Annotated in this window: 14 protein-coding genes; 8 read left to right on the top strand and 6 right to left on the bottom strand. The window is 73.4% G+C overall.

Features of this window, described 5'->3' with window-relative positions; translation table 11 throughout:
• Positions 1-145: 145 nt before the first annotated feature.
• A complete protein-coding gene (locus tag ACWEN3_RS27265; protein ID WP_452976006.1) occupies positions 146-880 on the bottom strand; it encodes an SDR family oxidoreductase in 735 nt (244 codons plus the stop codon).
• A gap of 121 nt (positions 881-1,001) precedes the next feature.
• Between ACWEN3_RS27265 and ACWEN3_RS27260 the strand changes: the two genes are divergently transcribed.
• From ACWEN3_RS27260 to ACWEN3_RS27245, 4 genes are read left to right on the top strand one after another with little or no spacing between them, the layout of a single operon-like run.
• Positions 1,002-1,745: an enoyl-CoA hydratase family protein gene (locus ACWEN3_RS27260; RefSeq protein WP_452976004.1), complete on the top strand. Its 744-nt coding sequence runs from the start codon at positions 1,002-1,004 to the stop codon at positions 1,743-1,745.
• Positions 1,746-2,597: a CoA transferase subunit A gene (locus ACWEN3_RS27255; RefSeq protein WP_452976002.1), complete on the top strand. Its 852-nt coding sequence runs from the start codon at positions 1,746-1,748 to the stop codon at positions 2,595-2,597.
• The gene (locus tag ACWEN3_RS27250; protein WP_452976000.1) at positions 2,594-3,334 is read left to right on the top strand and encodes a CoA-transferase subunit beta; all 741 of its coding nucleotides are present in this window, start codon (positions 2,594-2,596) and stop codon (positions 3,332-3,334) included. Before ACWEN3_RS27255 ends, ACWEN3_RS27250 begins: the two co-directional genes overlap by 4 nt.
• A complete protein-coding gene (locus ACWEN3_RS27245; RefSeq protein WP_452975998.1) occupies positions 3,334-4,392 on the top strand; it encodes an NAD(P)H-dependent flavin oxidoreductase in 1,059 nt (352 codons plus the stop codon). The genes ACWEN3_RS27250 and ACWEN3_RS27245 overlap by 1 nt, the downstream gene beginning before the upstream one ends.
• A gap of 14 nt (positions 4,393-4,406) precedes the next feature.
• On the opposite strand, the gene ACWEN3_RS27240 is transcribed toward ACWEN3_RS27245, so the two are convergent.
• Genes ACWEN3_RS27240 through ACWEN3_RS27230 form a run of 3 tightly spaced genes read right to left on the bottom strand, consistent with a single transcriptional unit; the run spans position 4,407 to position 7,025 of the window.
• Complete coding sequence (locus ACWEN3_RS27240) at positions 4,407-5,564, bottom strand: acetyl-CoA C-acetyltransferase (protein ID WP_452975996.1); 1,158 nt, start codon at positions 5,562-5,564, stop codon at positions 4,407-4,409.
• A gap of 27 nt (positions 5,565-5,591) precedes the next feature.
• Positions 5,592-6,224: a TetR/AcrR family transcriptional regulator gene (locus ACWEN3_RS27235; protein ID WP_452975994.1), complete on the bottom strand. Its 633-nt coding sequence runs from the start codon at positions 6,222-6,224 to the stop codon at positions 5,592-5,594.
• Between the two features lie 15 nt (positions 6,225-6,239).
• On the bottom strand, positions 6,240-7,025 hold the full coding sequence (locus ACWEN3_RS27230) for an SDR family oxidoreductase (protein ID WP_452975992.1): 786 nt from the start codon (positions 7,023-7,025) through the stop codon (positions 6,240-6,242).
• A 53-nt stretch (positions 7,026-7,078) separates the two neighbouring features.
• On the opposite strand from ACWEN3_RS27230, the gene ACWEN3_RS27225 reads away from it, so the two are divergent.
• Both ACWEN3_RS27225 and ACWEN3_RS27220 read left to right on the top strand, forming a co-directional pair.
• On the top strand, positions 7,079-8,218 hold the full coding sequence (locus ACWEN3_RS27225) for an acyl-CoA dehydrogenase family protein (RefSeq protein WP_452976008.1): 1,140 nt from the start codon (positions 7,079-7,081) through the stop codon (positions 8,216-8,218).
• A complete protein-coding gene (locus tag ACWEN3_RS27220; protein ID WP_452975990.1) occupies positions 8,218-9,186 on the top strand; it encodes an acyl-CoA dehydrogenase family protein in 969 nt (322 codons plus the stop codon). The genes ACWEN3_RS27225 and ACWEN3_RS27220 overlap by 1 nt, the downstream gene beginning before the upstream one ends.
• Positions 9,187-9,195: 9 nt before the next feature.
• Here the strand turns inward: ACWEN3_RS27220 and ACWEN3_RS27215 are convergent, their stop codons facing one another.
• Positions 9,196-9,921: a VWA domain-containing protein gene (locus ACWEN3_RS27215; RefSeq protein WP_452975987.1), complete on the bottom strand. Its 726-nt coding sequence runs from the start codon at positions 9,919-9,921 to the stop codon at positions 9,196-9,198.
• Positions 9,922-10,064: 143 nt separating this feature from the next.
• Here ACWEN3_RS27215 and ACWEN3_RS27210 point away from each other — a divergent pair, with 143 nt between their 5' ends.
• Together ACWEN3_RS27210 and ACWEN3_RS27205 are read left to right on the top strand one after the other, a co-directional pair.
• Positions 10,065-10,931 carry a rhomboid family intramembrane serine protease gene (locus ACWEN3_RS27210; RefSeq protein WP_452975985.1) on the top strand — a complete coding sequence of 289 codons (867 nt, stop codon included), beginning with the start codon at positions 10,065-10,067 and terminating at the stop codon, positions 10,929-10,931.
• A gap of 57 nt (positions 10,932-10,988) precedes the next feature.
• On the top strand, positions 10,989-11,666 hold the full coding sequence (locus ACWEN3_RS27205) for a hypothetical protein (RefSeq protein ID WP_452975983.1): 678 nt from the start codon (positions 10,989-10,991) through the stop codon (positions 11,664-11,666).
• Between the two features lie 104 nt (positions 11,667-11,770).
• Here the strand turns inward: ACWEN3_RS27205 and ACWEN3_RS27200 are convergent.
• A partial coding sequence (locus ACWEN3_RS27200) for a glutamate synthase subunit beta (protein WP_452975982.1) occupies positions 11,771-12,866 on the bottom strand: 1,096 nt, incomplete at its 5' end.

The raw sequence follows: 12,866 nt of genomic DNA, 5'->3' as shown, positions 1-12,866 counted from the left end.
CAAGGTCGAGGCGACGCGTGTCGAGCAGCGCACCGACTTCGACAAGCTGATCGTCGACGTCGAGACCAAGCAGGCGTGTGCGCGGCCGAGCCCGCGGCCGGCCCCGGTGACGACGACGACCCGGCCGTCGCAGATTCCCCTCATCTCACTTCTCCCTGTCGGCGGTTGCGGCGTCCAGAAACGCGGGGCGCTCCCCGCCCCCGTGCACGTGCAGGCTCGCCCCGCTGATGTAGGCGGCGGCGTCGGAGGCGAGGAACACGGCGGCGGCGCCGACGTCGGCAGGGACTGCCAGTCGGCCGAGCGGGACGGTGCGGGAGACGGCGGCGACGCCGTCGGGGCCGCCGTAGTGCAGATGGGCCAGCTCGGTGCGCACCATGCCGACCACGAGGGTGTTGACCCGGACCTCCGGCGCCCACTCCACCGCCATGGAGGCGGCCAGGTTCGCGAGCCCCGCCTTGGCCGCGCCGTAGGCCGCCGAACCGGGCGAGGGACGGCCGCCGCTGACGCTGCCGATCATCACGACGGAGCCCCTGCTGCGCCGCAGGTGCTCGTAGGCGGCGAGGGACGCGGTCAGGGGGGCGAGCAGGTTCAGCTCGACGACTCTCGCGTGCCGTTCGGCGTCCGCGTCGGCGAGCGGCCGGTACGGCGTGCCGCCCGCGTTGTTGACGAGCACGTCGAGCCGGGGCAGCGCGGTGAAGAAGGCCCGCACGGCGGGCGGGTCGCGCAGGTCGAGCGGGGTGAACCGGACACCTTTCAACGGCTGTTCCGGGGGTCTGCGGGCGCAGGCCAGGACGTGTGCGCCCGCGTCGGCGAAGGCCCGCGCGATACCGGCGCCCACGCCGCGGGTGCCACCGGTGACCACGACGGTTCTGCCGTGCATCGGGTTGTCCACAGGGTGCGCGGTCGGGTTGTCCACAGGGCCTCCCGCTTGTCCTCGCCGACTGCTAGCTTCGAAGCCTCGCACCTAACAAATGTTTGGTGGAAAGGTAGCTGATGCGCCCATGGGTGTCTCCCGTTCGTCCCCGGAAAAGGGGATTTCCGTGGTCACCGTCGACTTCCCGCCGGTGAACGCGCTGCCGGTGGCGGGCTGGTTCGCGCTGGCCGAGACCATGCGCGCGGCGGGCCGCGACCCGGAGGTCCGGTGCGTGGTGCTGGCCGCCGAGGGGCGGGGGTTCAACGCGGGCGTGGACATCAAGGAGATACAGGCGGCCGGACAGCGGGCGCTGATCGGGGCGAACCACGGCTGCGCCGAGGCCTTCGCCGCGGTCTACGAGTGCGAGACGCCGGTCGTCGCGGCGGTGCAGGGGTTCTGCCTGGGCGGCGGGATAGGCCTGGCGGGCAACGCGGACGCGATCGTGGCGAGCGAGGACGCCGTCTTCGGGCTGCCCGAGCTGGACCGGGGCGCGCTCGGTGCCGCGACCCATCTGGCGCGGCTGGTCCCGCAGCATCTGATGCGCGCCCTGTACTACACGGGGCGCACGGCGAGCGCCGCCGAGTTGCACCGGCACGGCTCGGTGTGGCGCGTGGTGCCGGGCGAGCGGTTACGGGAGGCCGCGCTGGAGCTGGCCCGCGAGATCGCCGCCAAGGACGGGCGGCTGCTGCGCATGGCGAAGGCCGCCATCAACGGCATCGATCCGGTGGACGTGCGCCGCAGCTACCGCTTCGAGCAGGGCTTCACCTTCGAGGCCAACCTGAGCGGCCTGGCCGACCGGGTCCGCGACACGTTCGGGAAGGAGGGTGCGTAGATGGGCGACAAGACGATGACCGCCGACGAGGTGGTCGCCCGGCTGGAGACCGGCATGACCCTCGGCATCGGCGGCTGGGGTTCGCGCCGCAAGCCGATGGCCCTGGTGCGGGCGCTGCTGCGGTCCGGGATCGGCGATCTCACCGTGGTGTCCTGCGGCGGCCCGGACGTCGGCATGCTGGCCGCGGCCGGCCGCATCCGCAGACTGGTGACCGCCTTCGTCACCCTCGACTCCGTCCCGCTCGAACCGCACTACCGGGCGGCCCGCGAGCGCGGCGGCCTGGAGCTGACCGAGGTCGACGAGGGGATGCTCCTGTGGGGCCTGGAGGCGGCGGCGCGCCGGCTGCCCTTCCTGCCGGTGCGGGCGGGACTCGGCTCGGACGTCATGCGGGTCAACCCCGGTCTGCGGACGGTGACCTCGCCGTACGAGGACGGGGAGACGTTCGTGGCGATGCCCGCCCTGCGGATGGACGCGGCCCTGGTGCACGTCAACCGCGCCGACCGGCTGGGCAACGGCCAGTGCCTCGGCCCGGACCCGTACTTCGACGACCTGTTCTGCGCCGCGGCGGACGCGGCCTACGTCTCCTGCGAACGGATCGTGGACACGGCCGAGCTGACCAAGGAGGCGCCGCCGCAGTCGCTGCTCCTGAAGCGGCTCGCCGTGACGGGCGTGGTGGAGGCGCCGAACGGCGCGCACTTCACGTCCTGCGCGCCGGACTACGGCAGGGACGAGGACTTCCAGCGGCTGTACACGGGCACGCCGTGGCCGGAGTTCGCCGGGCGGTTCCTCGGCGGCGACGAGGGCGCGTACCGGACGGCGGCCGAGGAGTGGCGGAAGGAGCGGGGGCGATGAGGGTCACCCGGGCCGAGTACTGCGTGATCGCCTGCGCCGACGCCTGGCGCGGGGCCGGGGAGATCCTGGCGAGCCCGATGGGCCTGATCCCCTCGCTGGGCGCGCGGCTGGCCCGGCTCACCTTCGCGCCGGACCTGCTGCTGACCGACGGCGAGGCCCTGCTGGTCCGCCCGGACGGCACCCTGGAGGGCCGGCTGCCCTACCGGCAGCATCTGGAGCTGGTCACGGGCGGCCGCCGGCACGTGATGATGGGCGCGAGCCAGATCGACCGGTACGGCAACCAGAACATCTCCTGCGTGGGCGACTGGGCCGAGCCCCGCCGGCAGCTGCTGGGAGTGCGCGGGGCGCCTCTCAACACGCTGAACAATCCCACGAGTTACTGGATCCCGCGGCACTCCCGGCGGGTGTTCGTCGAGCACGTGGACATGGTGTGCGGGGTGGGGTACGACCGTGCGGCCGCGCTCGGCGGGACGGCCCGCTTCCACCGCGTCGTGCGGGTCGTGTCCGACCTCGGCGTGTTCGACTTCACGACGCCGGACCGCTCGATGCGGCTCGCCTCGCTGCATCCGGGGGTGAGGGCGGCGCGGGTGCGGGAGGCGACGGGCTTCGCGCTCGCGGCGCCGGACGAGGTGCCGTCCACACGGGAGCCGGAGGCCGAGGAGCTGCGGCTGATCCGTGAGGTGCTCGACCCGGACGGAGCGCGCGAGCGCGAGGTGCCCGACGAGGTGAGGGACTGATGGAGACCGCGCTGACCCGGCTGGTCGGCGTCCGCCATCCGGTCGTGCAGACCGGGATGGGCTGGGTGGCCGGGCCCCGGCTGGTCTCGGCGGCGGCGAACGCGGGCGCGCTGGGCGTCCTGGCCTCCGCGACGATGACGCCCGGCCGGCTGCGCGAGGCGATACGGGAGGTCCGGTCCCGCACCGACGCGCCGTTCGGGGTGAACCTGCGCGCCGACGCGGGCGACGCGGCCGAGCGGGTGCGGATCATGCTGGAGGAGGGCGTCCGGGTGGCCTCCTTCGCGCTGGCCCCCTCGCCCGAGCTGATCGCGCGGCTCAAGGAGGCGGGGGTGGTCGTCATCCCGTCCGTGGGGGCGCGGCGGCACGCCGAGAAGGTGGCCGCGTGGGGCGCGGACGCGGTGGTCGTGCAGGGCGGCGAGGGCGGCGGGCACACCGGCGAGGTGGCGACGAGCGTGCTGCTGCCGCAGGTGGTGGACGCGGTGGGGATACCGGTCGTGGCGGCGGGCGGGTTCTTCGACGGCCGGGGCCTGGTGGCGGCGCTGGCGTACGGCGCGGCCGGGGTGGCGATGGGCACGCGCTTCCTGCTCACCTCGGACTCCACGGTGCCGGACGCGGTGAAGGCCCGGTACCTGGCAGCGACGGTGCGGGACGTCACGGTCACCCGGGCGGTGGACGGCCTGCCGCACCGGATGCTGCGCACGGACCTGGTGGAGGCGCTGGAGCGATCCGGCCGCATACGGGCCCTCGGGCACGCGGTGCGGCGGGCGGCCGGATTCCGTCGGCTGTCCGGACTGACCTGGCGGCAGCTGGTCCGTGACGGCCTCGCCCTGCGGCACGGCAAGGAGCTGTCCTGGAGCCAGGTGCTGCTCGCCGCGAACACGCCGATGCTGCTCAAGTCCGCGATGGTGGAAGGGCGTACGGACCTCGGGGTGATGGCGTCCGGGCAGGTCGCCGGGGTGATCGACGACCTGCCGTCGTGCGCGGAGCTGGTGGAGCGGATCGTGACGGAGGCGGAGGAGGTGCTGGCAGGGCTGGACGGGCTCAGGGCGGTCCGCTGATCGTCGCCTGCGCGTCAGAGCCGTTCGATGATCGTCACGTTGGCCTGGCCGCCGCCCTCGCACATGGTCTGGAGGCCGTACCGGCCGCCGGTGCGCTCCAGTTCGTGGAGCAGGGTGGTCATCAGCCGGACGCCGGTCGCGCCGAGGGGGTGGCCGAGGGCGATCGCGCCGCCGTTGACGTTGACCCGCTCGGGGTCGGCGCCGGTCTCCCGCAGCCAGGCCAGGACGACCAGTGCGAAGGCCTCGTTGATCTCCACGAGGTCGATGGCGTCGATGGTCAGGCCGGTCTTCTTCAGGGCGTACGCGGTGGCCGGGATGGGCGCGGAGAGCATCCGAATGGGGTCCTCGCCGCGCACGGAGAGGTGGTGGACGCGGGCGCGGGGGCGCAGCCCGTGGTCGCGTACCGCGCGCTCCGAGGCGAGCAGCATGGCGGCGGCGCCGTCGGAGACCTGGGAGGAGCAGGCGGCGGTGACGGTGCCGCCGTCGAGGACCGGCTTCAGCGCGGCCATCTTCTCCAGCGAGGTGTCCCGGCGCGGGCCCTCGTCCACCGTGACGGCGCCGTAGGGGACGGTCTCGCGCTCGAAGCGGCCCGTGTCGAGGGCGTGGACCGCCCGCCGGTGCGAGCGCAGGGCGAACTCCTCCTGCTCGGTGCGGCCGATGCCCCACTTGGCGGCGATCATCTCGGCGCCGGCGAACTGGTCGACGGGCCGGTCGCCGTAGCGGGCGCGCCAGCCGGTGCTGCCGAGGAAGGGGCCGTCGGTCAGGCCGAGGGGGTCCGCGGCCCGCCGGGAGGCGAAGGCGATGGGGATCTGGGACATGTTCTGCACCCCGCCCGCGATCACCAGGTCCTGGGTGCCGGAGAGGACGGCCTGCGCGGCGAAGTGCACGGCCTGCTGCGAGGAGCCGCACTGCCGGTCGACGGTCACGCCCGGCACCTCCTCGGGCAGCCCGGCGGCCAGCCAGCAGGTGCGGGCGATGTCCCCGGCCTGCGGCCCCACCGCGTCCAGGCAGCCGAGGACGACGTCCTCCACGGCGGCCGGGTCGATCCCGGCCCGCTCCACGAGGGCCCTGAGGACATGCGCCCCCAGGTCGGCCGGGTGGACGCCGCCGAGTCCTCCCCCGCGCCGCCCGACGGGCGTGCGGACCGCTTCGACGATGTAGGCCTCGGCCATGGCAACTCCCGCATCAGGAAAGGGGTGTCATCCGCTGTGCTCGTTGTGCTCGTCGCGTACGGCGATGCCGTCCAGCACCATCGACAGGTACTGCCGGGCGATCTCCTCGGGGCTGTGCTGGCCGCCGGGCCGGTACCAGGATGCGGCGACCCACACGGTGTCGCGCACGAACCGGTAGGTGAGCCGGACGTCCAGGTCGGCGCGGAAGACGTGCTCGGCGACCCCGCGTTCCAGGGTGGACAGCCAGGCCTTCTCGAACCGGCGCTGGGAGTCGGCGAGGAAGGCGAACCGCTCCTGGGCGGCGAGCTGCCGGCTCTCCTTCTGGTAGATCGCGACGGCCGCGCGGTGCCGGTCGATCTCCCGGAAGGACTCGGTGACCAGCGCCTCCAGCGTCTCGCGGGACGCGAGTCCGGAGGCCAGGACGGTGTCGTAGCCGTCCCAGAGCTCGTCGAGGAAGGTGCGCAGGATCTCCTCGAGCATCGACTCCTTGGAGTCGAAGTGGTAGTAGAGGCTGCCCGCGAGCATCCCGGCGTGGTCGGCGATCCTACGGACGGTGGTGGCGTTGTAGCCGTGCTCGGCGAACACCTCGGCAGCGGTGCTGAGGAGTTCGCCGCGCCGGGCCGCCGCCGCGGTCACCTGGGGCTTCTTCTTGGTCGGCACGCACCCATTCTGGTCCTAGGCGCGCTGGCTGCTGACGGCGACGACCTCGCCGGTCATGTACGAGGAGTAGCCGGAGGCCAGGAACACGATCACGTTGGCCACCTCCCAGGGTTGCGCGTACCGCCCGAAGGCCTCTCGTTCGGTCAGTTCCGCGAGCAGTCCGGCGGAGGTGACCTTCACCAGGTGGGGGTGCATGGCGAGGCTGGGCGCCACCGCGTTGACCCGCACCCCGTACGCGGCCGCCTCGACCGCGGCGCACCGGGTCAGGGCCATCACCCCGGCCTTGGCGGCGGCGTAGTGGGCCTGTCCGGCCTGGGCGCGCCAGCCGACGACGGAGGCGTTGTTGACGATCGCCCCGCCACCGGTCTCCCGCATGGCGCGCAGGGCCGCGCGGGTGCACCGGAAGGTGCCGCCCAGGGTGACGTCCAGGACCTTGGACCACTGTTCGTCGGTCATGTCGACGAGCTGCGACGTGCCGCCGAGACCGGCGTTGTTGACGACGACGTCCAGCCGCCCGTGCTCGGCCACGGCCGTCTCGAACAGGGCCCGGACCTGCCCCTCGTCGGTGACGTCGCACGGCGCCGCGCTCACCGCGCCGGGGAAGTCCCGGCCCAGCTCGGCCTCGTACTCCTTCAGCCGGCGGGTGTGTGCGTCGCTGAGCAGCACCCGCGCGCCCTCCTCCAGGAAGCGGCGCGCGGTCGCTCCGCCGATGCCGGCGCCGGCCGCCGCGGTGATGACGGCGGTGCGGCCCTGCAGCAGTCCGTGCCCGGGGACGTAGGCCGGGCTCTCGACGCCTGTCATGGGGCCACGCTAACCTACCAAACACTTGTTAGGGAAGGACGGTGACGGCGACCGTGGACCTGACCCACTCTCCGGCCGACGAGGAGTTCCGCGCCGAGGCCCGGACCTGGCTGGAGGCGCATGTGCCGCGCGCCCCGCTGCCGTCCCTGGAGACGGCGGAGGGCTTCGCGGCGCACCGCGCGTGGGAGGCCGAACTGGCCGCTGACCGCTGGTCGGTGGTGTCGTGGCCGGAGCGGTACGGCGGGCGGGACGCGGGGCTGCTGCGGTGGCTGGTCTTCGAGGAGGAGTACTGGGCGGCGGGCGCCCCCGGCCGGGTCGGGCAGAACGGCGTCGGCCTGCTCGCCCCGACGCTCTTCGATCACGGCACCGAGGAGCAACGCGCGCGCGTGCTGCCGCCGATGGCCCGCGGCGAGGTGGTCTGGGCGCAGGCGTGGTCGGAGCCCGGGGCGGGCTCGGACCTGGCCGCGCTCACCTCCAGGGCGGTGCGGACGGACGGCGGCTGGCGCCTGACCGGGCAGAAGACGTGGTCCTCGCGGGCGGCCTTCGCCGACCGGGCCTTCGGCCTGTTCCGCAGCGATCCCGGGGCCGGGAAGCCGCATCAGGGCCTCACGTACCTCATGTTCGACCTGCGGGCCCCCGGTGTCACCGTGCGCCCGATCGGCCGCCTGGACGGGAAGCCGGCCTTCGCGGAGCTGTTCCTGGACGAGGTGTTCGTGCCCGACGAGGACGTCGTCGGCGAGCCCGGCCAGGGCTGGCGGATCGCGATGTCCACGGCGGGCAACGAACGCGGGCTCACCCTGCGCTCCCCCGGCCGGTTCCTCGCCTCCGCGGCCCGGCTGCTCGCGCTCTGGAAGATGCGGGGCCGCCCGGAGCACGCGCGGGAACGGGTGGCCGACGCCCTGATCGGCGCCCGCGCCTACCAGTTGTTCACCTACGCGGCCGCCTCCCGGTTCCTGGACGGCGCGGGGATCGGCCCGGAGTCCAGCATGAACAAGGTCTTCTGGTCCGAGCTGGACCTGGCCCTGCACGAGACGGCACTCGACCTGCTCGGCGCGGAGGGCGAACTGGCCGACACCGACTGGTCCGAGGGGTACGTCTTCTCGCTGGCCGGCCCGATCTACGCGGGCACCAACGAGATCCAGCGCGACATCATCGCCGAGCGCCTGCTCGGACTACCGAAGGGACGCCGCTGATGCGCTTTCTGCTCGATGCCGAACAGCGCGCCTTCGCCGGCTCGCTGCACGCGCTGCTGACGGCCGCGGACACCCCGGCGGTGATCCGGGACTGGAGCCGCGGCGACCACGCGGGCGGCCGGGCGCTGTGGTCGCGGCTCGCCCGGGCGGGGGTGTTCGGCCTCGCGATACCGGAGGAGTACGGGGGGCTGGGGCCGCGCCCGGTGGAACTGGCGGTGGCCTTCGTGGAGCTGGGCCGGCACGCGGTGCCGGGGCCGCTGGCGGAGACGGTCGCGGCGGCCGTGCTGCTCGGCGAACCCCCGCTCGCCAAGCGCTTCCTGCCGGGGCTCGCGGCCGGGACGGATCTCGCGACCGTGGCGGCGCCCACCGGATACGCCCTCGACGGGGACGCGGCCTCCCTGCGCCTGCGCCCGGCGCCCGAGGGCCTGTACCTGTCCACGGCGGCCCCCGGCCCCGTGCGCCGCTCCCTCGACCCCGCCCGCCGGCTGACCCCGCTCGCCCCGGACGGAGAACTCCTCTCCCCCGCCCCGCCCCGCGCCCACGCCCTCGCCTGGACCCGCCTGGCCGTCGCCGCCCAGGCCCTCGGCGTGGGACTCGCCCTCCTCGACCGGACCCTCGTCCACGTCCGCCGGCGCACCCAGTTCGGCGTGGCCATCGGCTCCTTCCAGGCCGTCAAGCACCGTCTGGCCGACGCGCGGACCGCCCTGGAGTTCGCCCGCCCCCTGATATACGGCGCGGCGGTGTCGATGCGTCCCGCGGACGTGGCCGCCGCCAAGCTCAAGGCCTGCGAGGCGGCCCGCACCACCGCCCGCGCTGCGCTGCAACTGCACGGCGCGATCGGCTACACCGCGGAGTACGACCTGTCCCTGTGGCTGACCAAGGCCCGCGCGCTCAGCGGCGCGTGGGGAACGCCCGAGCAGTGCCGGGACCTGGTCCTGGGCGACGCACTCAAGGCGGTGGAGGCGTGACCGGCCGGCTCAGGCGGGCCGCACGACGCCCGCGGCGCGTGCGGCCGCCAGCCAGGCCGGGAACTCGCCGACGAGCCGGTCGTACAACTCCGCGTCGGAGACCCGCCGCGGGTCCCGTCCCGCGTGGAAGAAGCCGGCGTTGTCCACGATCCGCCTGCCGGGCACGGCCAGTTCGTCCATCTTGCGCAGGAACTCGAACTGCCTGCTGTCCGGGTCGCCGAAGCCGACGAACTGCCAGAACAGGGGGAGTTTGGCCGCCTTGCACAGATAGCGTTCCGCGGCGAGCTTGTTGATCGGCCCGCCGTCGGTCTGGAAGACGACCAGGGCGGGGTCGGTGGCGCCGCTGTCCATGTAGTGGTCGATGACGGCGTCCATCGCCAGGTGGTAGCTGGTCCTGCCCATGTGGCCGAGTCCGGCGACGATCCGGTCGATGCGGCCCCGATGGTCGTCGAGCGCTATGTCCGTGACCGCGTCGATGTCCGTGGAGAAGAACACCACGGGCACCCGCCCGTCGTCGTCCAGGTGCGCGGACAGCCCCAGCACCCGGTCGGCGAGCGCCTGCACACTGCCGTCCTGGTAGTAGGGCTTCATCGAGCCGGAGTAGTCGATGACGAGGTAGACGGCGGCCCGCAGCCCGTCCAGGCCGTGTTTGCGCAGAGACACCCCGGCGGAGCGGTAGGCGCCGACGAGCCCGGGCGCGCTCTCCTCCACCTTGCGCAGGCTGATCGCGGCCATGGTCTCCCCCTCCGCTCTCCGGGCGGCCGAGCCTACGTGGTCACAAGCCCCAGCTCTCCCACCGGTCATACGAGTTCGCTATTTTGATCACCGCCGACCCCACCGGCTCGTCCTGTCCTTCTTCCCTCTTCGAGGAGCCGGCCGTGACCGCCGAGTCCGCCGTGACCACCTGCTTCCGTCATCCGCGGGTGGAGTCCTACGTCCGCTGCACCCGCTGCGACCGCTTCATCTGCCCCTCCTGCATGCGCGAGGCCGCCGTCGGCCACCAGTGCGTGGAGTGCGTGAAGGAGGGCGCCCGCTCGATCCGGCAGGCGCGGACCGTGTTCGGCGGCCGGATCAGCTCGGTGCCGCTGGTGACGTACGTGCTGGTCGGGCTGAACGTGCTCGCCTATCTCGCGGAGCTGGCGCGGCCGTCGGTCGAGGGCCGGTTCGCCATGCTCGGCACGGTGCCCGCGGGCTACCTCCCGGAGGGTGTCGCGCACGGCGAGTGGTACCGGCTGCTGACCGGCGCGTTCCTGCATCTGACGCCCGGCGAGGGCACGTTCGGCATCACGCACATCCTGTTCAACATGCTCGCGCTGTGGAACATCGGCCAGGTCGTCGAGGCCCAGCTGGGCCGGGTCCGGTACCTCGCCCTGTACCTGCTGTCGGCGCTGGGCGGCTCGGTGCTGGTGCTGCTGCTCGACCCCACGGTCTTCACGGTCGGCGCGTCCGGCGCCCTCTTCGGTCTGGGCGCCGCCTACTGGGTCATGGGCCGCCGCCTCGGCCACGACATGCAGGCGGTCAACCGCCACATGGCGGGACTGCTGCTGTGGCTGCTGATCTCCGCGGGGCTGACCTCCTGGCAGGCCCACCTCGGCGGCCTGGTGGCAGGCGGCGTGGTGACGCTGGCGTACGCGTACGCGCCCCGGGACGGCCGGCGCGTCCTGGTCCAGGCGGGAGTGTGCGTGGCCCTGCTGGCGCTGCTGCTCGTCCTCACCTCGGTGAAGGCGGCGTCGCTGACGAGCTGAGCGGGCGCGCCGGAAAACCGGGTGCCGGGCGCGGTAGCCGACCGTACGCTTCCGGCCATGCCTGAGCATCCGTGGTTCGTCGTCGAATCTGAGGACGACGAGGAGTTCGAGTTCACCGACGACGAGCGGGCCTTCGTGGCCGCACTGCGGGAGCGCACCGCCGGCTGGGCCGAGGCCCATGTCGACGGGGAGCTCCTGCGGACGGACGCCTGGGACTCGCTGGTCGCCTGTCTCTCCTTCCGCGACCCTCAGGCACCGCGCCACCTCGTCGACGTCGGCGTGCACTTCCACGGCGACCGGGTCCGTGGCGACCGGCTGCACAACCAGCTGTTCACGCTGACCGACCGGCCCTCCGGCTGGGGGCTGGAGGCCACTGGCACGGTCGAGGAACTGGCGGACCGGTCGGCCGGGTGGTTCCGGGCGGTGCTGGACAAGCCCGTCGTGCTCTACGTCTGGCTGAACGAGGACGGCTACGCCTACGCGGCACGCTTCGCCTTCGCCGACACCGGCCAGACGATCAGCCAGCAGTACCACCGGAATCTGGCTCCGCCGGGACAGCCGGAGGAACTGGTCGCGGCCGGCCATGTGCACGGCAGGGGCTGGATCCAGACCGCCGGCCTGCCCGCTCCCACGCTCTACCAGCACGTCCGCGGGGACCTGGGCAGGGCCGTCCTGCCGCCCGGGGTCCGGGCCGTCAGCGAGCGCGGGCCGCTCGCCGGCGTCTGGTACGAGTAGGCCGCCGGACATGCAACGACGCCTGCCCAGTCGTCCGGTCGGGGACAGGCGGGCAGGCGCCGTCAGTGTTCCGTACGCCGTTGTACGGGACGTGTTGGGGGCCGTCAGACCGCGAGCGCGCGGTCGGTCGGGCGGATCGGCGCCGGCAGGTCGCTGGCACCGGTCAGGTGGCGGTCGACTCCGCGGGCGGCCGAGCGGCCCTCCGCGATCGCCCACACAATGAGGGACTGCCCGCGGCCGGCGTCACCGGCGACGAACACACCCGGCACGTTGGTCTGGAAGTCGGCGTCGCGGGCGATGTTACCGCGTTCGTCGAGGTCCAGGCCGAACTGCTCCACCAGGCCGTTCTCCCGGTCGGTGCCGGTGAAGCCCATGGCGAGGGTGACCAGCTGGGCCGGGATCTTGCGCTCGGTGCCCGGCTTGGAGGTCAGCCTGCCCTCGACGAACTCGACCTCGGCCAGGTGCAGCCACTGCACGTTGCCGTCCTCGTCGCCCTCGAAGTGGCTGGTGGAGGCGGAGTAGATCCGCTCGCCGCCCTCCTCGTGGGCCGAGGTGACCTTGTACAGGATCGGGAAGGTCGGCCAGGGCTGGCCGGTCGGGTGCCGCTCGTCGTTCGGACGGGGCATGATCTCCAGCTGGGTCACGGAGGCCGCGCCCTGGCGGTGGGCGGTGCCCACGCAGTCGGCGCCGGTGTCACCGCCGCCGATGACCACGACGTGCTTGCCCTCGGCCGAGATCGGCGTGGTGACGTAGTCGCCCTCCTGGACCTTGTTGGCAAGGGGCAGGTACTCCATCGCCTGGTAGACGCCCTTGAGCTCGCGGCCCGGCACCGGCAGGTCACGGGCGGTCGTGGCGCCGGCGGCGATCACGATCGCGTCGTACCGCTTCTTCAGGTCGCGGGCGTTGATGTCGCGGCCGACCTCGACACCGGTACGGAAGCGGGTGCCCTCCGCGCGCATCTGCTCGATACGCCGGTTGATGTGCCGCTTCTCCATCTTGAACTCGGGGATGCCGTACCGGAGGAGGCCTCCGACGCGGTCCGCGCGCTCGTAGACGGCGACCGTGTGGCCGGCCCGGGTCAGCTGCTGGGCGGCGGCCAGGCCCCTCCGGACGGACGCCCAGACAGCAGGTCGTCGCGGCGAAGCGGTCGATCGCGGCCTCGGTGGACTCGTGCGCCGGGCAGGGCACCCCGAACTTCTG

This window comes from Streptomyces sp. NPDC004561 (genome assembly GCF_053602155.1).
The sequence above is the reverse complement of the archived record's forward strand: the minus strand, read 5'-3'. Positions and strand labels throughout refer to the sequence as shown.

What these genes read in the sequence shown, in the direction of transcription:
- ACWEN3_RS27260 (WP_452976004.1), top strand. Translation starts at nt 1,002, where the DNA reads ATGGGTGTCTCCCGTTCGTCCCCGGAAAAGGGGATTTCCGTGGTCACC.
- ACWEN3_RS27255 (WP_452976002.1), top strand. Translation starts at nt 1,746, where the DNA reads ATGGGCGACAAGACGATGACCGCCGACGAGGTGGTCGCCCGGCTGGAG.
- ACWEN3_RS27215 (WP_452975987.1), bottom strand. Translation starts at nt 9,921, where the DNA reads ATGGCCGCGATCAGCCTGCGCAAGGTGGAGGAGAGCGCGCCCGGGCTC.
- ACWEN3_RS27265 (WP_452976006.1), bottom strand. Translation starts at nt 880, where the DNA reads ATGCACGGCAGAACCGTCGTGGTCACCGGTGGCACCCGCGGCGTGGGC.
- ACWEN3_RS27205 (WP_452975983.1), top strand. Translation starts at nt 10,989, where the DNA reads ATGCCTGAGCATCCGTGGTTCGTCGTCGAATCTGAGGACGACGAGGAG.
- ACWEN3_RS27230 (WP_452975992.1), bottom strand. Translation starts at nt 7,025, where the DNA reads ATGACAGGCGTCGAGAGCCCGGCCTACGTCCCCGGGCACGGACTGCTG.
- ACWEN3_RS27245 (WP_452975998.1), top strand. Translation starts at nt 3,334, where the DNA reads ATGGAGACCGCGCTGACCCGGCTGGTCGGCGTCCGCCATCCGGTCGTG.
- ACWEN3_RS27250 (WP_452976000.1), top strand. Translation starts at nt 2,594, where the DNA reads ATGAGGGTCACCCGGGCCGAGTACTGCGTGATCGCCTGCGCCGACGCC.
- ACWEN3_RS27220 (WP_452975990.1), top strand. Translation starts at nt 8,218, where the DNA reads ATGCGCTTTCTGCTCGATGCCGAACAGCGCGCCTTCGCCGGCTCGCTG.
- ACWEN3_RS27240 (WP_452975996.1), bottom strand. Translation starts at nt 5,564, where the DNA reads ATGGCCGAGGCCTACATCGTCGAAGCGGTCCGCACGCCCGTCGGGCGG.